The 19,529-nt window shown below is 56.2% G+C and carries 21 protein-coding genes and 2 pseudogenes; 13 read left to right on the plus strand and 10 right to left on the minus strand.

Annotation, left to right across the window (positions count from 1 at the left end):
- Window positions 1–51: 51 nt before the first annotated feature.
- Window positions 52–348 carry a putative quinol monooxygenase gene (locus ACB042_RS10815; RefSeq protein ID WP_371178395.1) on the minus strand — a complete coding sequence of 99 codons (297 nt, stop codon included), beginning with the start codon at window positions 346–348 and terminating at the stop codon, window positions 52–54.
- Between the two features lie 229 nt (window positions 349–577).
- Window positions 578–736 (minus strand): annotated as a pseudogene (locus ACB042_RS10820) (DUF6404 family protein); the annotation flags it as partial.
- Between the two features lie 44 nt (window positions 737–780).
- Between ACB042_RS10820 and ACB042_RS10825 the strand changes: the two are divergent.
- Window positions 781–947, plus strand: a pseudogene (locus ACB042_RS10825) (IS4 family transposase); the annotation flags it as partial.
- A gap of 135 nt (window positions 948–1,082) precedes the next feature.
- On the opposite strand, the gene ACB042_RS10830 reads toward ACB042_RS10825, so the two are convergent.
- Complete coding sequence (locus ACB042_RS10830) at window positions 1,083–1,475, minus strand: hypothetical protein (protein ID WP_005333978.1); 393 nt, start codon at window positions 1,473–1,475, stop codon at window positions 1,083–1,085.
- 100 nt (window positions 1,476–1,575) lie between these two features.
- Window positions 1,576–2,208 carry a trimeric intracellular cation channel family protein gene (locus ACB042_RS10835; protein WP_005333975.1) on the minus strand — a complete coding sequence of 211 codons (633 nt, stop codon included), beginning with the start codon at window positions 2,206–2,208 and terminating at the stop codon, window positions 1,576–1,578.
- 374 nt (window positions 2,209–2,582) lie between these two features.
- Between ACB042_RS10835 and flaA the strand changes: the two genes are divergently transcribed.
- From flaA to ACB042_RS10895, 12 genes are all read left to right on the plus strand, one after another.
- Window positions 2,583–3,494, plus strand: coding sequence for a flagellin A (gene flaA, locus ACB042_RS10840; protein ID WP_144715515.1), 912 nt, complete (start codon window positions 2,583–2,585; stop codon window positions 3,492–3,494).
- Window positions 3,495–4,077: 583 nt separating this feature from the next.
- Window positions 4,078–4,983: a flagellin B gene (gene flaB / locus ACB042_RS10845; RefSeq protein ID WP_144715517.1), complete on the plus strand. Its 906-nt coding sequence runs from the start codon at window positions 4,078–4,080 to the stop codon at window positions 4,981–4,983.
- 33 nt (window positions 4,984–5,016) lie between these two features.
- Window positions 5,017–5,457, plus strand: coding sequence for a flagellar protein FlaG (locus tag ACB042_RS10850; protein ID WP_144715519.1), 441 nt, complete (start codon window positions 5,017–5,019; stop codon window positions 5,455–5,457).
- Between the two features lie 27 nt (window positions 5,458–5,484).
- Complete coding sequence (fliD, locus tag ACB042_RS10855; RefSeq protein ID WP_144715521.1) at window positions 5,485–6,903, plus strand: flagellar filament capping protein FliD; 1,419 nt, start codon at window positions 5,485–5,487, stop codon at window positions 6,901–6,903.
- 25 nt (window positions 6,904–6,928) lie between these two features.
- Window positions 6,929–7,351 (plus strand): flagellar export chaperone FliS, encoded by a 423-nt coding sequence (fliS, locus tag ACB042_RS10860; RefSeq protein ID WP_144715523.1) that lies wholly within the window; start codon window positions 6,929–6,931, stop codon window positions 7,349–7,351.
- Window positions 7,348–7,656, plus strand: a complete 309-nt coding sequence (locus tag ACB042_RS10865; RefSeq protein ID WP_144715525.1) for a hypothetical protein — start codon at window positions 7,348–7,350, stop codon at window positions 7,654–7,656. Before fliS ends, ACB042_RS10865 begins: the two co-directional genes overlap by 4 nt.
- A 6-nt stretch (window positions 7,657–7,662) precedes the next feature.
- Window positions 7,663–9,747, plus strand: a complete 2,085-nt coding sequence (locus ACB042_RS10870) for a 6-hydroxymethylpterin diphosphokinase MptE-like protein (protein ID WP_371178396.1) — start codon at window positions 7,663–7,665, stop codon at window positions 9,745–9,747.
- 85 nt (window positions 9,748–9,832) lie between these two features.
- Window positions 9,833–11,452 carry an HAD-IIIC family phosphatase gene (locus ACB042_RS10875; RefSeq protein WP_371178397.1) on the plus strand — a complete coding sequence of 540 codons (1,620 nt, stop codon included), beginning with the start codon at window positions 9,833–9,835 and terminating at the stop codon, window positions 11,450–11,452.
- Window positions 11,445–11,678, plus strand: a complete 234-nt coding sequence (locus tag ACB042_RS10880) for an acyl carrier protein (RefSeq protein WP_005346684.1) — start codon at window positions 11,445–11,447, stop codon at window positions 11,676–11,678. The genes ACB042_RS10875 and ACB042_RS10880 overlap by 8 nt, the downstream gene beginning before the upstream one ends.
- Window positions 11,675–12,430, plus strand: coding sequence for an AAC(3) family N-acetyltransferase (locus ACB042_RS10885; protein WP_371178398.1), 756 nt, complete (start codon window positions 11,675–11,677; stop codon window positions 12,428–12,430). The genes ACB042_RS10880 and ACB042_RS10885 overlap by 4 nt, the downstream gene beginning before the upstream one ends.
- Window positions 12,427–12,831 (plus strand): VOC family protein, encoded by a 405-nt coding sequence (locus ACB042_RS10890; protein ID WP_371178399.1) that lies wholly within the window; start codon window positions 12,427–12,429, stop codon window positions 12,829–12,831. Before ACB042_RS10885 ends, ACB042_RS10890 begins: the two co-directional genes overlap by 4 nt.
- Window positions 12,828–14,189: a DUF4910 domain-containing protein gene (locus ACB042_RS10895; protein WP_371178400.1), complete on the plus strand. Its 1,362-nt coding sequence runs from the start codon at window positions 12,828–12,830 to the stop codon at window positions 14,187–14,189. The genes ACB042_RS10890 and ACB042_RS10895 overlap by 4 nt, the downstream gene beginning before the upstream one ends.
- Here ACB042_RS10895 and ACB042_RS10900 read toward each other — a convergent pair.
- The 6 genes from ACB042_RS10900 to pseF are packed head-to-tail and all read right to left on the minus strand — an operon-like array spanning window position 14,171 to window position 19,456.
- Window positions 14,171–14,917, minus strand: a complete 747-nt coding sequence (locus tag ACB042_RS10900; RefSeq protein ID WP_144715533.1) for a class I SAM-dependent methyltransferase — start codon at window positions 14,915–14,917, stop codon at window positions 14,171–14,173. The genes ACB042_RS10895 and ACB042_RS10900 overlap by 19 nt on opposite strands.
- Window positions 14,917–15,177 (minus strand): hypothetical protein, encoded by a 261-nt coding sequence (locus ACB042_RS10905; protein ID WP_371178401.1) that lies wholly within the window; start codon window positions 15,175–15,177, stop codon window positions 14,917–14,919. Before ACB042_RS10905 ends, ACB042_RS10900 begins: the two co-directional genes overlap by 1 nt.
- On the minus strand, window positions 15,174–16,469 hold the full coding sequence (locus ACB042_RS10910) for a 6-hydroxymethylpterin diphosphokinase MptE-like protein (protein WP_323930661.1): 1,296 nt from the start codon (window positions 16,467–16,469) through the stop codon (window positions 15,174–15,176). Before ACB042_RS10910 ends, ACB042_RS10905 begins: the two co-directional genes overlap by 4 nt.
- Window positions 16,462–17,508, minus strand: a complete 1,047-nt coding sequence (gene pseI, locus ACB042_RS10915; RefSeq protein WP_144715539.1) for a pseudaminic acid synthase — start codon at window positions 17,506–17,508, stop codon at window positions 16,462–16,464. The genes ACB042_RS10910 and pseI overlap by 8 nt, the downstream gene beginning before the upstream one ends.
- Before the next feature lie 6 nt (window positions 17,509–17,514).
- On the minus strand, window positions 17,515–18,771 hold the full coding sequence (gene pseG / locus ACB042_RS10920; RefSeq protein WP_371178402.1) for a UDP-2,4-diacetamido-2,4,6-trideoxy-beta-L-altropyranose hydrolase: 1,257 nt from the start codon (window positions 18,769–18,771) through the stop codon (window positions 17,515–17,517).
- A complete protein-coding gene (gene pseF, locus ACB042_RS10925) occupies window positions 18,761–19,456 on the minus strand; it encodes a pseudaminic acid cytidylyltransferase (protein WP_371178403.1) in 696 nt (231 codons plus the stop codon). Before pseF ends, pseG begins: the two co-directional genes overlap by 11 nt.
- Between the last annotated feature and the right edge of the window lie 73 nt (window positions 19,457–19,529).

The raw sequence follows: 19,529 nt of genomic DNA on the forward strand, positions 1-19,529 counted from the left end.
GGGTGGTGGTTGGCCCTCGATGGGCTGAATGGTAAGCGGCACAGGGGCCAGTCAGGCGCCCAGCGGCTGATAGCGGCGAATGGTGCAGCTGGCAAACCAGGGCTCGGCCTTGGCGACAAATTCGGTAAAGTGGGGCTGACCCTGATGAGCGGTGAGGGCCGCTTCGCTCTCCCATACCTCGTAGAGCATCCAGCTGTGTGGATTGTCCAAGTCCTGATGCAGCTGATAGCGCTGGCAGCCCGCCTCTTGCAAGGTGGCCGCAATCAGTGGTTCAAGGGCGGCGCGAAACTGGGCGGCGAATTCGGGTTTGGCTTCAAGCTGGGCAATCACAATCACGGGTGATGACATCTGAACCTCCTTGGCAAAAACGAAGGGTCAGTATGCCTGCCGTGACTTGCAGGAAACAGGGCGCTGGTCGCAAAACAGTATTGAGGGGAGAGCAGCAATCCTGTAGCCAGAAATACATGGCGCAAGTGCCATGGTGGCATGAAATCAAAGAGAAAAAGGGCGGACGTACCGCCCTGTATCATCAGGTGTGGGAAGGTTCTGACCAGACTGCAAACTCATTGCTGCTGGGCTAAGCAAGTTGTTCCCACGGGGTAAGTTTAAGCTGCTTGCGCCGCAGCCAAGATGCCATGAACAGGCCGAACAATCCTGTAAATAACACGTTCTGGCGCAGGGCAAATAGTGGGTCTGTCCCCATAGTTTGCCAGCTGAAAAACCACATCATTACACCTCATACTAGACCCCGAATACCAGAAAGTTGGTTAACTACTCCTGATGGTGAAGATGGCTGAGAGCCAACTGCGTTTTTACATCGCGTTGTGTCTCTCATCCATGAACTGAGCTGCATGTCGCACATGTCACCGGGGACTATCCCGAAGCCGGTAACTGAGCTGGATAAGCTGGTGGGGCAGTTTGTGCTGCCGAAACGAAGGGGGCGGAGTTAACGCTGCGTGAACGTAAGGTCACAAAAATATAGTGTGAAAAAAAGCCAATCAAGACAGTTTAAGTCATGTTGAACTGACTGGCATTAGGCCAATGTGCCGGATTTTTTTATTTCACAGAGTGAGTAATGACTATCAGGGACAGGGAACCGGAGTAAAAGAGTCTTGCCCCTGACAACGCCAGCCCATTTCTGCCTCCCGCATCTGCCACAGGTTGTTGCTGCGATAGAGGGTCAGGATGTAGATCATGTCGCTCTTGCTGCCGTCGAGGGCGACCGAGAGCACCAGATCATTGTCCAGCTGCTGGGCATGGATGCGGCTGGGTGTGTCACCATGACCGACGAATCGCAGAGCTACCTCACGGTAGTCATTAACCCAGTTTTGCTGTTGATGGCTTGCCTGGCGTATCTGCTGGTTGAACTGCTGCACCGGTGCCGAGGCCAGTCGTCCAAATACCACTTGTGCTTCGGCGTGGGCTGCCGTCACGTTCGCCAGGAGGAGGGTGGTAAGCATACCGATTTTGCGCATGAGAAGTTCCGGCTAACAACGACTGCTTCTATGACAACAGAAAAGCCTATTTGGTTCAACGCGCGGCCCACAGCGACATGATGACGCTGTGGGCCTGCTCTCAATTGCGTTGCAGCGAGAAGGTGGGCAGCGACAGATGCCAGTAGATAGCAGCTACTCGCAGGCCAAACACGGCCGTCATGCAGATGAGCATGGCCGTTACCCTGTCCATGTTCGCCTCCAGCGCCAGGGTATAGAGAATGCCGCCGAGGATACAGGCGGTGGCATAGATCTCTTTTTGCAGCACCATGGGCACCTCCCGCGCCAGTACATCGCGGATCATGCCACCGGCTACCCCGGTCATGGTACCCATGATCACGGCAATCAGCCCCGGGGTGCCGAAGTTGAGGGCCTTCTGGGCACCGATCACGGTAAAGAGGGCCAGTCCGAAGGCATCCGCCACCGGCAGCACATACCAGGGCATTCTGCGGGGCAGCTTGACCATCCACATACCGATCAGCGCCGTGGCAATGACGACCCAGATATAGAGGGGATCGCGCACCCAGAATACGGGGGTGGCTCCCAGGATCATGTCACGGATGGTGCCGCCGCCGATGGCAGTGACCGCCGCCAAAACCATGACGCCAAACCCGTCCATTCTGAGTCGGCCAGCCACCAATACCCCTGAAAACGCGAATACCGCAGTACCAAACATGTCGCTGATGTAAACAATCTGCTCAACCAGTGTCTGCATGGAGAACAACTCACGCCAAATTGTTGATGGGGCCGCGATTTTAGGGGCTGGTGAGCCCAATCGCCAACAGTGCTCGACAAAATTGAGAGTCGGGACGGATTTTTTCTCGCGGCATGAACCGGGCGTGTCTCGTTTGTCTCCTGCCGTTGGCGGGCTTTAGAAGGTTGAGTCAGTCATTGGTTTAGACCCGATTTTTTCCTTAAGTTTCCCCTCGACTCGCCGATATATAAGGTAAGCGGCGTTAATGCGATGAAGCGTTGAAAAAAATGCTAAAGACATCCAAAAACGAGCCGTTAAATAAGACGCATCGGGCACAAAAAATAATAAAGCCTGAGCAAATAGAAGAGTAAATTTAATAGCTTAGGAGAATAGTCATGGGCCTTTATATCAACACTAACGTTTCATCACTCAACGCCCAGCGTAATCTGATGAATACGACCAAATCACTGGATACTTCCTACACTCGACTGGCATCCGGCTTGCGTATCAACAGCGCCAAAGATGATGCCGCTGGTCTGCAAATCGCCAACCGTTTGACCTCTCAAATTAACGGTTTGGATCAGGGTAACCGCAACGCCAACGACGGTATTTCGGTAGCGCAAACAGCAGAAGGTGCGATGGAGGAAGTCACCTCGATGCTGCAGCGCATGCGTACCCTGGCTCAGCAATCAGCCAACGGTTCCAACAATACGGATGACCGCGTCGCGTTGCAGCAAGAGTACACTCAACTGATGACTGAAATTGACCGTGTGGCTAAAGATACCACGTTCGGTGGGCAAACCTTGCTTAATGGTGGCTACGTAGGTTCTTTCCAGGTGGGGGCCGACGCTGGTCAGACCATTACATTCCGGATGACTACCGCCTTTACCATCTCTGGTATGGCCTCTGCGACCAGCGGTAGTGCTACCGTGACAACAACAACGTCGGGTGAGCCTTACACTATCACCAAGACGACAGGTACTCCGGTGACTTCTAGCGCTATGTCCTCCATAGAGATGGCAAGCTCGGCTCAGTCAGCCATGGCGAACCTGGACTTTATGATCAAAGTCGTCGATAGCAAGCGTGCTGAGCTGGGTGCGGTGCAGAACCGGTTTGACTCGACCATTCGTAACCAGGCAAACGTTTCCGAAAATGTCAGTGCAGCCCGCTCACGGATCCGTGACGCTGACTTTGCAACTGAGACAGCCAATCTGACCAAGCAGAATATTCTGCAACAGGCGGCATCGACCATTCTGTCACAAGCTAACCAGCGTCCGCAGTCTGCACTGTCACTGTTGCAAGGCTAACAAAAGAAAACAGGGCGGTTGTTCAGGCCGCCCTGATCAAGAGATGGAACAAAGGGGTGTTCGGGTCGCACTCTGTTCTATCGGGAGAGATATAATCTCTACTAGTAATGCCAAGTGTTGCCCAGCTGTTCAGTTCTGTCACGCTTGGTCATATTCTCCTGAGCATATGCTCATCTTTAGGCCGGTTTACCGGCCTCTTTTTATTGTGCCGCCAAATTGACGTCACTCTATCAGTTTAAAGCATGAACCGTGCCAATCCATCTCATCCCGCGAAATGAGTCATCATCAGTTGCGAGTTGTATCGCGATGGTGCTCAATTCATGTTCTGTTGCCGCTTGCCGGAGAAAACTTGCCGCATTAGGCAACAATTTTCCTAAAGCTTGTCACTGCGCCGCCGTTAACCAAAGTGAAGCAATCGAGGGGTGTTCGGAATCCAACGTTTGCACTACTGCGGGTGACCTGTTCGTTCAAACAGACACCCGCCTGAAGAGACAGGCATGTTCAACCTGCTCTTCAAACGGTGGGACGTCGTGCTGTTTTGACGACGCAACCTGCAGTCGCATGTTCTTCGGGAGAATATTTTATGGCTATGTATATCAACACCAATATTTCATCACTGAACGCCCAGCGTAACTTGATGAATACCAACAAGTCTCTGGATACATCCTATACTAGGTTGGCATCCGGTCTTCGTATCAACACTGCCAAGGATGATGCTGCGGGTCTGCAGATCTCCAACCGTTTGACTTCGCAAGTCAATGGGTTGGATCAGGGTAACCGCAACGCCAATGACGGCATCTCGGTTGCTCAAACTGCTGAAGGCGCCATGGATGAAGTCACCTCCATGTTGCAGCGCATGCGTACCCTGGCCCAGCAATCGGCTAACGGTTCCAACAACACCGACGACCGAACTGCACTGCAGCAAGAGTTTGATCAGCTGACCACTGAAATCAACCGTATCTCCTCTGATACCACCTTCGGTGGCCAGAAGCTGCTGGATGGCTCTTACAAGGGGTCGTTCCAGGTCGGTGCCGATGCTGGTCAGACTATCACCTTTAAGATGACCTCTGCTTTCACCATCAGTGGTATTGCGGCATCTACCAAGGGTAGTGCGACAGTGACAACCAACGCCACGGGTGAACCATATACTGTGGCCAAGAGCACCACAGCTGTGACCTCTACCAGTGTGAGCAGCATTAGCACTGCCAGTGCAGCACAATTGGCCATGGCTAACCTTGACTTCATGATCAAGGCTGTGGACAGCAAACGTGCAGAGCTTGGTGCGGTTCAAAACCGTTTCGACTCGACCATTCGCAACCAGTCCAACGTGTCCGAGAACTTGAGTGCAGCACGTTCGCGCATCCGTGATGCGGACTTTGCGACAGAAACCGCCAACCTGACCAAGCAGAACATCTTGCAGCAGGCTGCTTCAAGTATCCTAGCGCAAGCCAACCAAAGACCGCAATCTGCGCTGTCCCTGTTGGGTTAATGGGTAGTGATGAGATAGAAAAGGAGCGACGATATGGCCAATGACATTGGAATTTCCTCATCGGTCACTCCTTCTTCTCTTCAGTCAAGTAGCAAGAGCGGCCAGTCGGCCGCTCAAGTGCTATCTGGCATGGCGGAAGAGCAGCGGGTGATGGCACAGGATGTGGAAAAACAGCAAGAGGAGCGAACCAAAGAGAAGGTTCGCAAGTCTGATGTATCTGATAAGGACATCGAAAAAGAGGTACAAAACTTGCAGGAGTTCAGCAAGTTACAGGGATGGACCGTCAACTTCAGCGTCGAAAAGGATCTCGAGCAAGTTGTTATCAAGGTGATGGACGCCAATACCAAGTCAATGATCCGTCAGATCCCAAGTGAAGAGTTGCTGGCTATCAGCAAGCGTCTCAAGGATCTGCGTGAAGGTGATGTGACAGGTGGTGGCTCAAGAGTCGGATTATTGCTTGATAAAGAGATTTAATACGCAAGTTTTACGAGGAGAGTGAGAATGGCCACTATTACGTCTGCTGGTGCGGGATCAGGACTGGATTTGGAGTCTGTCATTGCTGCAAGCGTGAATGCCAAGAAGGCGCAACTTATGCAGCCCATCACCACCAAAAAGACCAATGCCCAGATCACTCTCTCTGGTGTAGGTCAGCTCAAGTCAGCTATCGCTTCCTTTGTGACGACCCTCAAGGCGATGTCCAAGGATGATGCATTCAACAAACGTGCCATTTCGATTACGCAGGACAAGGATAATCCCGTGTTCAAGGTAGAGAGCAAGGCGGGTGCTTCCAATGGCCAGTACGACATCAGCGTCGAAAAATTGGCGAAGACCAGCAAATTTGAAGGTAGTTTCGCCTCTTCGACCACGCCCATGATCACTCAAGATGGCACCCTGACATTCAAAGCAGGTGACAAGACCTTTGATGTGGATGTTAAAGCTGGGGATTCACTCCAGTCCATTCGCAAGCGGATCAACAATGATAGTGACAACTTTGGTCTTAGCGTCAATATCATGAATACCTCCGATGGTAAGGCGGCCCTTGTGATTGACTCCGGTGTCAGTGGAACAGGTAAGGATCTGCAGATAACCGGCACTACACCTGAACTGGCTGACAATTTCATCTCCAAGCTGACCCAGAAGCAACAAGCCCGTGATGCCGAGATAAGCGTGGATGGCAATAAATTGACCAGTGCGACCAACACCTTTGATGGCACTATTGTGGGTCTCAAGATTACGGTGTTGAAAGAGTCGGAGAGCACCACTACCACGAACCCGAGTGATGGTACCGTGACGACCACTTACAAGCCAAACAGAGTGGATGTGACGACAGACAAGGCTGGCATCAAGACCATGGTGCAGAGCTTCATCGATGGCTATAACGCTCTGGTGAAGAAGAGCACCGATCTGGGCAAACGCAGCTCTATCGTGGCTGGTGTCAGCCAGAATGATGGTGGAGCCCTGGCGGGGGATGCGACGACCAAGGCTGTGACCAACCTGATGAGTGGCACCGTCACCGAGCCTTCTAACAACTCTTCGACCTTCTCTACCATCTTTCAGTTGGGGGTCAAGATGGATAACAAGGGTGTGCTCTCCCTTGATTCGACGAAGTTTGACGAAGCGGTCGAGAAGAACTTCGACCAGGTAGTAGCGGTATTTGGCGGCAAGGACGGAGTGGCTGGCAAGCTGGCCAACCAGCTTGAGACCTACTCCAAGACGGGAGGATTGCTGGCCAAGCGGGAAGATACACTCAATTCGGATCTGCGTGATGTCAACCGCAAACAAGCTGATGTTGCGGCGCAGCTCACCAAGTATGAAGAGACGTTGAGAGCCCGCTACGGCAGTCTGGATACCTTGCTGGCCAAGATGAACAAATCTGCCTCCTATCTCAACCTGCTCAATACCAATAACAAAACCAGTTAATTTGTAGTCAGGAGCTGAGTCTCGTATGTATCGAAAAACGATCAAAGCCTATACAACCCAGAGTTTGCAGTCTGAGCTGGCTGTGGCGGATCCCTATCGCGTGATCCAGTTGTTGATGCAAGGGTGTCTCGAGCGTCTCGCTCAGGCCCGCGGTGCAGTTGAGCGTCGCGATTTCGAGGGTAAGTCCCAATCTATCTCCAAGACGCTGGCCATTATCAATGGTCTGCAAGATTCACTTGATCTGTCCTATGGCAAGGTACCTGAAGATCTGTTCGCACTTTATGACTATATGAAAGTGCGCATGATGGATGCCAGTCGTGACATGGACGTGGGCGCCATTGATGAAGTTATGAACCTGATGCTGACGGTCAAGAGTGGTTGGGATGCCATCCCTGTCGATGAACGCGAAAAGGCGTTGGCACAGCAAAAGCTAGGCAGATCGGTATGAATGAGGTCAACAGCACTTCTGTGTCTGCCTTGATGAGACAGGGCGAGCAGTTGCAGTCTTTACTTGTACATGGTGAGCTGGTCGCTGCTGAGCAGGTGGCTGAGCGCTATCTGCATGCTTTGGAGGAGGTATTCGGGTCACAGCCTCGGGGAGAGGCAATCAATGTGGAAAAGCGGCAGGCACTGCTGCAGTTCCAGCTTATTCATGATTGGGTGGGTCAGGAAAAGCAGCAGGCTGAAGCACAGTTACGACAATTCTCCCAGGCCGGACGTGCTTCCGGCCTGTACAAGCTGAATGCAGGTTAGTCTGAAATGGATATCCATCATAAAATTCATGATGTAGAAAGTGAACTGGCACGCTTGGCTCTGCAAAAGCAGCAGGAGGCCGCCATGCTAGAAGTACTCCCCGTTCGTTATGAACTCAATATGGCTGCGTTTGCCAAATACGTGCCCGCCATTCATGACTTTTTCAAGGAGTACCAGCCTGCCAAGCCTTTTCGCTTCTTCTGTAATGAAAACGGCGTTCCCAATATTCTGTGGCTCGACGAGGGTATCTCGCTTTATGGGGATGATCCATTTAGCGAGGTTCAGTCGCAGATTGCCGAGGTCATTGAACACAGTGTCTTGCAGTGCATCGATTTTGTGCCCCAGTGGTATATCGATGGCCAAATCCATATCAAATACAACAATGAAATCTCCAAATTAAAAGAGAAGTCAGCTCTGGAAGAGTTGCGTCTAAAGGCAGCATTACATACCGATATTCCTCTGGCACTGATGTATGGCATTGGTTTGGGCTACCAGCTCGGTTGCTTGTATGAACAGTGCAAGATCAAGAATCTGTTTGCTTTCGAGCCTGATCTTGACATGTTTTACGCCTCGCTCTTCTGTTTTGATTGGCATCAGCTGCTCGCCTACATGGAGGAGGAGTCGATCAGTCTGCACCTCTTTATCGGTGTTGACGAGCGATTGCTGGTCGCTGACATGATGGAGGCGCTGCATCGCAAGGGTGCATTCTGGTCGGCAAGCTATTTCTCGTTCTGTCATTACCATTCCCCCAAGCTGCACGCCTTGATAACACAGGTGGAAAGGGAGTTCTATCTGCTCAAAACGGGGTGGGGGTTCTTTGATGACAACATCTATGCACTTGCCCATAGCCACACCCATCTGCAAGACGGCACCCCCTTTCTGAAACGGTGGCGCGATAGCCGTGCTTTCGAGCAGATCCCTGTCTTTGTGGTTGGCAATGGCCCCTCGCTGGATCAGAGCATCGAGTTCATCCGGCAGCATCAGCAGCAGGCAATCATTATCGCCTGCGGTACTGCGGTCAGTGCACTCTACAAAGCTGGCGTAAAACCGGATATCTACGTTGCAGTGGAGCGCACCAAGAGCTCAGCCGATTTTCTGAGCATTCTCAATGCCGATGACTTTATCAAGGACACCGTGTTTCTGAGCGTTGATGTCATTCACCCTGAATGCAAGCGCTTCTTTCGTAAAACAGGGTTGGCGTTCAAGCCCAACGAGCCGATGTTCTCCATGCTGATTAGCGCGTTTGGTCAGGCATTCGAGTACGATACTATAGAATTTTCCAACCCGTTCGTCGGCAATACCGGCCTCAATTATGCGGCCTTGCTTGGTTTCAAGCAGGTGTATTTGTTTGGTATCGACAATGGCTATAAAACAGCCGGACAGCATCACTCCAGCCTGAGTCTCTATTACAACGACAAGCAAGAGGCGAAATACCAGGAAAATTTAAAGGATACTTTCCCGGCACCGGGTAACTTTGGCGACGAAGTGCGTATCAATCATCTGTTTGGGCTAGCCATTCACAATATGGCCAGTGTATTGCGTGATTATCCCGAGATGCAGTGCGTCAACAGTAGTGACGGCGCTTATATAGAAGGGGCAATCCCTCGTCGTGTTGAATCGTTGCAACCTGAATGGCCGGTACTCGACAAAATCCCGCTCATGGATGAAGTGATGGCCACTTGTTTCCAGTCCTTTGACATGAGCAGCGTTGATTTCGCTGCTGCATTGCAGGTGCAGATGTTCGTTGAGCTGGTAGACAAGTTGTGCGATGACTGGCGCCAGGTAGCTTGTGAACACAATGCGGTATTGGCCATGATGCAACGCCATCACGACTATCTGCTCTATCTGCTGATGAGCCGCGAATCACATCTCTATCGTGTGTTGATTGGTTCAATTAACTATTTCTACGCCAATATCATCAGCCTGATGATGGCACAGGTGACAGCAAAACCCGAGGTGCTGGCGGGCAAGATAAAAGAGGCGCAGGCAATTCTGGAGTTATTCTTCGAGGATAGCAAAGTGATGTATGCCGATGCGTTCGATGGCCATGATACCACCTACTTTACCGGCCTGGATGTGTTCAAGCGCTAGTACTTGAATCGTATGGGGATGACACTGTTCATCTCCATTCCCTAACAGTATGATATAGAAGTATTTAATCCTTTCAGGTGCATATATGGCCACCCTTTCCCTGGCATCCACCGCATTTCTCATGCCCGGTAATGTTGCATGGGCTCCTTTGGCCCGACATGCACAGTTGCAATTTTGTCCTCAAGGTCAATGGCAGCCGATGGCCGATTGTGACGGACATCTGGTGTTCTGGTTTTGGGAGCAACTGCTGACCGACAGCGAATGCCACTATTGGCACACCTTGGATGAACCTGCCTTGTCCGAGGCCATCGACACCTGGTTGGAAGCATTGCTCTCGCCACTGCAGGGGCTCCCTTATCTTTATCTCGGTGCCTGTTCACTGCAAGGGGGTGGTGTGAGTGGAGCTCTTCATCCCTGGATGATGCAGCTGGATATCTGTTTTACCCGAGCACTTGCACGTCACCATATTAGGGATTTGGGGCTGGGTCGCTGGCTCTTTGAGCAGGGGCGAGCACATTGTGTGGACGAGCGTAATCGTTACCTTCTTTCTTGCCCTCTCTCGATGCACGGCTTGACCAGCCTTGCCGACTGGATTGCCGCGCGTTGGATGCTTGATCAGGCGCCAATACGCAAGGTGCTGGTGCTCGATTGTGACAATACCCTGTGGGGGGGGGTAGTGGGTGAAGAGGGGTTGACTGGCCTTTACCTTGGTCAGGACGGTCTCGGCAAACTCTATCAGTCGTTTCAGGATGCGGTGCTCTACTGGTATCAGCGCGGCGTGTTATTGGCATTGTGCTCTAAAAACGAGCCTGCAGATGTTTGGCTGGTGTTTGAGCAGCATGGAGCCATGAGACTCAAAAGGCGAAATATTGCAGCGTCTGCCATTAGTTGGAGCTCTAAATCTCAAGGTTTGCGACACATTGCTGCCAGCCTCAATCTGGGGCTTGAGGCTTTGGTCTTCTGGGATGATTCCCCCCTGGAAAGGGCCGAAGTTCGCCATGCCCTGCCACAAGTCGATGTCATTGAACCACCAGCAGATATTTGGGCATGGCCTACAACCTTGCTCACTTATGGGGGGTTCTCGCGCATCTTCAGTGGTGATGACGCTCTTCGTCAGGCCTCCTATCTGGCATTGGCAGACGCCGCCCGGTTACGTAGCGAGGTTGGCAGTGAACAACATTTTCTCGCCTCCTTGTCGTTGCTTGCGGCGATACAGCCGTTGGCGGTGGATAACCTTGCTCGTGCCGAGCAGATCATCCATAAAACCAACCAGTTTAATCTCTCCTGTCAGCGATATGAGGCGAGCGAGCTCAAACGGCTGGCGCAGTCTGGCTGGTGCTGGCTAGTGTCGTTGCAGGATCGCTTTGCCGATCATGGCTTGGTTGGCTTGGTGCTGATCATAAACCTCACGCCCAAACTGGCATTGCTCGATACGCTGGCTCTGAGTTGCAGAGTGTTGTCCAGAGGACTCGAATATTGGTTACTGGATAGAGTCTCGGCTGCATTGCGCGAGGCGGGGATCGAGCGTCTGGTTATTGGCTCGAATCGTTGTGCACGTAATGAACCTGCGCTGACATGGTTGGCATCCCTGCCGTTGACCCCCTGTGATAATCCGGATCCCGCCCGTTTTTCCCATGAGCATTACCATAGTCTGGCGCTCGAACAGCTGAATTTGCCTTTTTTGGAGTTTTATCACCATGACTGATCTCTTCACTTTGTTGGAACAGCAGTTTCCTTCTGCAACCGTCACGCGAGGCGACTATCAGTTGGGACTTGGGGCCTTTCCGGAATGGGATTCGCTCGGTCATTTCAATTTTCTGCTGCTGGTTGAGCAGACGTTCTCGGTACGCTTCGAGCCTGAAGAGCTGGCGACGATGAAGCAACTTCAGGACATTCGTGATGCGCTGTTGCGGCGTGGTCTTGTGCTGTGATTGAAGCTCTCTCTCATGTTCTTGGCTCCCTTGGGATCGCACGAGGGAGCGCTATCATGGTTCACACTGACGCCATGGCTGTGGCCCAGTTTCCTGGACGGGGCAATGAAGCCGGCATGCATGCTTTTTGGTTGGGGATGCAGGAGTGGCTTGGAAACGAGGGCACTCTGCTGGTGCCAACATTCACGTATAGCCTGACTCGCCAGAGCTGTTTTGACAGGGCGACATCCCCCAGTGAAGTCGGGTTGATGACGGAGCAGTTTCGCACTCTGCCAGGGGTTGCGCGGACCCGCGATCCTATCTTCAGCGTTGCGGTATGGGGAGCGGGGCGTGACCAGGTGGTTGCAGCAGGGGGTCATGACTGCTTTGGTGAAGAGAGCCCCTTCGCCTGGTTGGCGGCTCACGATGGCTGGATTGCCGGTTTTGCCTGTCATCCCGATCGCATTACCTTCACCCACTATGTCGAGCAGCAACTAGGTGTCGATTATCGCTTTATGAAACGTTTTGAGGGGGATGTCCGCGAGCAGGGAATGGTGCGCCCCTGGTATTGTGACTACTTTGTGCGAAGACTCGATCTGGCCAGCGAGATAGATCTTTCCCGTCTGGTTGAAGCCCTTAAAAATCAGGACAAATGGCACCAGGGGTTATTTGGCCGGTTACCTGTCTGGGCAGTTCGCTGCGCCGACTTTGCCGCGGTGGCAAAAGAGCTGATCGCTGTCCATCCCCATGCGCTTATCAGGGAGGGGAGATGAAACTGCACCATATTGGACTGGTGGTGGCCGAACTGGATCTTGGCGTACGTTATTGCTGCGAGACCCTCGGGCTTTCCCGCTTTAGCGAGCCGGTGCTCGATCCGTTGCAGCGGGTGCATATCTGTTTTGCTTATGATGATGCGGGGATTTGCTATGAACTGATAGCACCGGCCAGTGATGATAGCCCCGTCAGTCAGGCGCTACGTACCCGTCATAACCTGCTCAATCATCTGGCTTATGAGGTGGCAGACCTGGCAATGGCTGCCGAAAAACTGCGGGCCCAGCGTCATCTTCCCCTCGGGCCCTACCAGCCAGCCATCGCCTTTGGCGGCGCCCATGTCCAGTTTTTCCTGAGCCCCCTTGGCCACATTGTCGAATTGATCGAGGCACCTACCCCATGAGTTTTTCACCCAAGAGCGGTTATCTGCCCACCGACTGGGATGACCAGGCACAGATCGGTGAACAGCTGCATCGGCTGCTTACCCTGCTGTTTCCGCTCAACCGCAGCCTGACCGGGGACGGGGTTCGACAGTCGTTGGCCCTGTGGCGCGAGCACTGCCTGCCCGAGCTGCAGATCCATGAAGTGGCCAGCGGCACCGAGTGTTTCGACTGGACCGTGCCTGACGAGTGGAACGTGCGGGAGGCTTACATAGTGGGGCCGGATGGACGCAGGGTGGTGGACTTCCAGGATCACAACCTGCATCTGGTCGGTTACTCGGAGCCGGTGCGCTGCACCCTCTCGCTGGCCGAGCTGCAGCCCCATCTTCACTCTCTACCCGAGCAGCCGGACGCCATTCCCTATGTGACCTCCTACTACAAGCGCCGCTGGGGCTTCTGTCTGCCCCATCGGCTGCGAGAGGCGCTGCCGGAGGGAGAGTATCAGGTAGTAATCGATGCCACCCTGGCCCCGGGGTCGCTCACCTACGGTGACTGGGTGCTGCCGGGGGAGAGCGAGCAGGAGATCTTGCTGTCGAGCTACACCTGTCACCCCTCCATGGCCAACAACGAGCTCTCCGGCCCCTGTGTCGGCGTCTTCCTGATGGCCTGGCTGGCGTCACTGCCCACACGCCGTTACAGCTACCGGCTGATGCTGGTGCCGGAAACCCTGGGGGCCATCGTCTATCTCTCCCGCCATCTGGACCTGCTCAAGCAGCGCACCCTGGCCGGCTTCAACCTGACCTGTCTTGGCGATGATCGCAGTTACTCCTTCCTGCCCTCACGCCAAGACAACACGCTGGCGGATCGCATTGGTCGCCATGTGCTGGGTCATCTGGCGCCGGGCTACAAGGCTTACAGCTTCCTGGAGCGGGGCTCTAACGAGCGGCAGCTGTGCGCGCCCGGCATCGATCTGCCGGTCACCTCGGTGATGCGCAGCCGATACGGCTGTTATGCCGAGTACCACACCTCGCTCGATGACCTCTCACTGGTGACGCCGGCCGGTCTGGCTGGCGGCTTCATGGCGCTGCGCCGCGCCATCGAGTGCCTGGAGCTGGACGAGCGCTGCGAGGTCACCGTGCTGGGCGAGCCCCAGCTCGGCAAACGGGGGCTCTATCCGGACTTGTCGACCCGCTATTCGGGCTGGCAGGTGAGAGAGATGATGAATCTGCTGGCCTACAGCGACGGCAAGCTGACCCTGTTCGAGATTGCCGAGACCATAGGGGCGCCGTTCTGGCGGGTGGAGCCGCTGGCGCGGATGTTGCTGGATGCCGGGCTGCTGCGTCGCCTCAGCCCGCAACCAGACTACTCGATCACCAGATAGGCTGGTCCCGGGTTGTGCGGGGTGCGACGGATGGCGTAGCGATCCAGCCCCAGCACCTCCTTTAGGGCCAGGGTCTCCCCCGGAAAGGCGGGCCAGTTGAGCTCATCGAATGCCAGCACTGATCCTTTGGTCAGGTGTGGCTTGATGAGCTCGAGGCAGCGGCGGGTCGGCTCGTAGAGATCAAAGTCAAAATAGGCCAGCGCAACCATGGTCTCCGGCTGACGAGCCAGATAGGCCGGCAGCGTCTCGGTCACATCCCCCTTCACCAGCTCATGCTTGACGATATGATCCAGCGGGCTTTCCACCTCATGGGCGGCGAGCAGTTGGGCCAGATGCTGCTCATAGCCCGGCGTCACCCCGTAGGCACCGGGCTGGATGGCGGCGTCGCTACCATCCTGCGGAGCGTGGGAAGGGAAGCCACTGAAGGTATCGAATCCCACCAACTTGCGGTTGTAGTTGTAGGGCTCATACATGCCGCGAAACGAGGAGAAAAGCGCCAAGTTCTGACCCCAGCGGGTACCGAAATCCATGATGACGCCGTGGACCGGCATGATCTTCTGATACAGCTCGTGCATGAACAGGATGCGGGAGAGCGACTGACGCTTGAGGTAGAGGCCCAGGTTGTTCTGCAGCTCGGCCGCGGGAAGCGGGCTGGCGTGCAGCAACTCGCTGAAGGTCTGGCGACGTGACAGCTCCTGCTCGGAGGCGTTGGAAATGGCCTTGATCATCAATAGTCTCCTGTGTTGGTGTCGCCGGCCGGGGTCGACAGGCAGTGCACCACTTCATATTCGAGGTAGTCGGCCAGCCCCAGCCAGTCCTGGCGCTCCTGGCACTGCAGCAGAGCGGCTACCAGTCCGGGTGGCAGGTTGCCCTGTTCGGTGAGCACCTCTTGCAGCAGTTCCGGCAATGCCTGACTCGCAGCGACCGACTGCCCCAGCCGAAATTGGTTCGCCAGGGCGGTGAGACGGGTGAGCTGACCGTTTTTCATTGCACGTACTCCGGGTGATAGCGGCAGCCGGCGATCTCCGCCCCTTCCCGGCTGCAGTTCCAGAATTGCACCTCGGGGTGGCGCGCTATGTAGCGCTCGAGTTCGGTGCGGTAGGCAGAAAAGTTCGGATTGGTCTTGACCCGCCGGCCATGACCGTTGAGGGCCCAGCTGAGTGCCTGCGCGGCGCTGGGGCCGAGGGCACCGTCAGCCCAGCCCGAGTGGGTGAGTTCGCCGGGAAAGGCGAAGTCGGTGCCCAGCAGGATGACCTGGTGGCAACCCATCTGTACGGCGAGATCCACCGCGGGATGAATGACGCTGCCGCCTGAGTGCAGCACGCCCTTGGGGTGCGTCTGCCGCAGCTGCTGATACATGGGGCTGCGTGAGTAGGCGGTCTTGCGCGGCCCCTGCCAGGCCAGCAGGGCTGCCGTGGGAACCGTGGGGTAATAGACCAGGGTAGTCTGGGCCGACTGGGCGGCGGGCAGCCGGTTGCCGTGGATGGCGTCATCTATGGTGACGACGATGTCGGGCCGGATGCCGTGGCTGAGCAAAAACGCCAGTGCGGTATCGACGCTGAGCAGTAGGTAGTCCTGGCGACGGCGCTGCAACTGGGCCTGCAGGGTGGCCAGGTTGTGCTGCAGGGTCGGGCCACTTGCCACGATCAGCGCCTGCTTGCCCTGAGCTAGACCGAACAGGGATGCCACATCGCCGTCGCCGGCCAGCAGATCGCGGTTTTCCGCCAGCCGCCGGGTGACGTCGGGGTGTTCGGCGTCGAACCTGGCCCGGGCGAACGGCAAGTCTATTTCACTCACCAGCCGGTCGCGTATGCGGGCGGCGGCATCTTCCACCAGCAGCAGCTCGGGCGGCAGGGCGAAGAAGGGCAGGCGCACCTCTCCCTCGTCGCCGGCCATCATCAGCTCGACCCTGGGGTCCGTCAGCCAGTCTTGCTGATCCAGCAGCCGCAGCACTAGGGCAAACAGGGCGCCATTCATGATCTTCACTTCCAGCCGCTTGAGGCTACTGCGCCCCAGCAGGGCGCGCGGCAGATCGCCGAGCCCTGTGCCGTAGAGGTGCAGCACCGGTTGCTCGGGCAGGCTGGCGGCCTGCAGCTCGGCCTCCTTCACCCGATCGTGCCGGCTGGTGAGCTGGATGCCGTGGAGGCTGAGGGTGGAGCCGAGCCCCTCGGTCAGCTCGGCAGGCAGGCTTTCTACATCCTGTGCCAACAGGCGGGGCCAGAGGGCGGGCCAGCGCTGGCTGATGAGTCTGCCGTGCTGGTTGAAGAGATCATCACTCATCGTTATCTATCCACTCCCCGCTCAGCGGTTGGTTGGCGCTGAGGCTGCGGTTGACCCGCTTGCCGATAAGCCGATCGTAATCGGCCGGGGGCAGGCCGAGGGCGGGGCGCACCGACTTGATATGCTCTGCGGTGAGCACCTCGCCAGCTGCCATCTCCTTGACCAGATAGAGGGAGCGGCGAAAAGCGCGGTTACCCTGTTCACTGGCTGTGAGCGTGTAATCGGCCACTCCGAGGGCGGCATGGGCGGTATTGACCGAGGTTACCAGTTCGGTAAGTTCCGCCGGCTCCATGGAGAAGGCGCAATCCGGCCCGCCGTCGGCGCGGGCCAGGGTGAAGTGTTTCTCGATAAGGGTGGCCCCGAGCGCGGTAGCGGCGATGGCTGTGGCCGACCCCAGGGTGTGATCGGAGAGCCCCACCTCGACCCCGAAGCGCTGGCGCAACATGGGGATGGTACGCAGGTTGTACTCGGCCGCCGGCGCCGGATAGCCGCTGACGCAGTGCAGCAGCGCCAGCTGGCCGTTGCCGTGCTTGAGTGCCATCTCGACCGCGGCGGCGATCTCGGCCTCGTTCGCCATGCCGGTGGACATGATAAGCGGCTTACCGGTCTGGGCGGCGTAGCGGATGAGGGGCAAGTCCACCAGCTCGAAGGAGGCGATCTTGTAGGCCGGGCAGTCGAGTGATTCAAGCAAGTCCACCGCGCTGAAGTCGAACGGACTGCTAAAGACCGTCAGCCCCAGCTCGCGCCCCTTTGCAAACAGCGCCTGGTGCCACTCCCAGGGGGTGTGCGCCCACTCATAAAGATCGTAGAGGCTGTGGCCATCCCACAAACCGCCGTGGATCTGAAATTCCGGTCGATCACTTTTGAGGGTGATGGTATCCGGGCGGTAGGTTTGCAGTTTGACGGCGCTGGCACCCGCTGCTTTGGCGGCGGTCATAATGGCCAGGGCGCGGTCCAGATTGCCATTGTGGTTGGCCGACAGTTCGGCAATCACATAGGGGGCCTGTTCCTGGTTGATGGGGCGATGATAGATCTGCATCTGTGTTCAGATTCCTGTGCCAAGTTGCCAGCCTTGCGGCGCCGGCTGCCAGGGGGCAGGGGGCGCTATCTGCGGTGGCTCGGCAAGATAGAGGGGAAATTGGGAGAATACGTCAAGCAAACTATGTGCCAGCGCTTGCCAAGCCTCGGGGGCAACGAATTGCCGGGCTTGCCATATCAATTGTTGGCCGCTGAGGGTCAAGGTGAGCAGTGGCTTGTCATCATGGCGTAACTGCCACTGCTGGCCGTCTGGTATCAGTTGATAATCCGGTTGTGGCAGGAGCCAGGCGGTGAGGCGATCCAGCCCCACTCCATCCACCAGCCCTTGACCACGCCTGCGATAGTTATCGGCCTGCCATTCAAGGCGTTGCAGGGCCTGCATCAGCTGCTCAGGCTCAGCCAGCTCGCTCAGCGTCAGTCGTTCTGCCAACTGGAAGCGGGCGATCACCTGGTCGTTGAACTGCTGGTTGTCGACGATGGGGACTGCCAGGGTCGGCAGGCCGAGACAGGCCCGCTCCCAGGTCATGCCCCCCGCAGCGCCGATGGCGAAGTCGTGCTGGCTCATTAGGTAGGCCATCTGGTCGTTCTGGCGCAGCAGCGCCAGGTCGAGGTCGGCCAGCTCGGCCACTCTCTGTTCCAGCTCGTGCCAGAAGGGATTGACCCCGCCTGCCACCAGGGTCCAGCGGATAGTGCGGGCCCAAGGCAGCCTGGCCAGGCTGTTGAGGGTGACGAGGCAGGCTCCAGCCGGATCGGCACCGCCAAAGCAGATGAGGCCACGTTGCCACCGGCTGACCTTTTGGCGTGCAAGCTGGCGATAGGCAGGGCGCAACAGGGCATAGTCGGTGCCCAGCAGCAGCCGACAGTCGGCAGGGACGAGTGACCTGTAATCGGCTGCGCTGCGCAGTGGCCCCTGATCCAGCAGCAACTGACCATGATGAGGGCGATCGGCCAGATCGTCGATCACCAGCAACTGACCACAGTGCATCGCCAGTGTCTGCTCGATCTGTCGATCAATCTGGTAGTGATCACACACCAGCCACTCCGGACGCAAGGTGGGCAAGGGGCCTTCATCGTCCAGACCGCAAAGGGGATGATGCTGGTGTGATTGCAGCAGTGGCAACAGGTGGGCCGGTAGCTGATGGCAGAGAAAGTGGCTCTCGGCACCAGCCGTTTTCAGCCGATCGGCAATGGCCAGACAGCGCATCAGATGACCGAGGCCGATTTCGGCTCCGGCATCGAGCCGGAAGGCAACCTTAAACGCCATCTTGGGCCAGCACTTGATAGAGCAGTTCGGCCAGATGCCAATCTTCCGGCGTATCGATATCGACCACCCTGTGTCTTGGCAGAATATGGCCGATCCCCTCTCCGCCGACGGGGCTGATCCCGCCCAACCAGGCAGCCCGCGTCCCCCAATAGAACTGGCCTGTATCCTGATAGGCAGGCTCCAGATCCTGAGAGCGTGTCGCCATCTGCTCCGGCCAGAAGGGGGTGACCCGGCCCTGCTCATCCATGCGCACGGCGCGCTGGATAGGGAAGCCGAATTCAGCCACCGTGTAGACGAAGGGGGCCTTGCTGGCGAGCAGGCGATCGTGGGCGGCGCGCAGGTCTGCCGCCTGGATCAGCGGCACGGTGGCATAGATGCAGCAGTAGTGCTCTGCCTGGATGCCGAGCTGGTCGAGCCGCTGGATGGTGTCGATCACCACAGGGGTGGTACCTGTGTGATCATCGGCGAGGTTGGCTGGCCGCAGAAATGGTACTTCCGCGCCCAGTTGACGAGCAACTTCAGCAATCTCCTTATCATCGGTAGAGACCACCACCTTGCTGAAACAGCCAGATTGTTGCGCCGCCTGGATGGCATAGGCGAGCATGGGCTGGCCACAAAAGGGGCGGATATTCTTGCGTGGAATGCGTTTGCTGCCACCCCGGGCCGGGATAATGGCGATGGCCATGATGGGTTCTCTCTGCTGGATTAATGACTGGCCAAAGCCAGGATAATCGATGACAACTCTTTGATTATTTTTG

Origin of the sequence: Aeromonas sp. S13(2024), from assembly GCF_041402405.1 — a bacterium.
GTDB classification, from domain to species: Bacteria; Pseudomonadota; Gammaproteobacteria; order Enterobacterales; family Aeromonadaceae; genus Aeromonas; species Aeromonas veronii.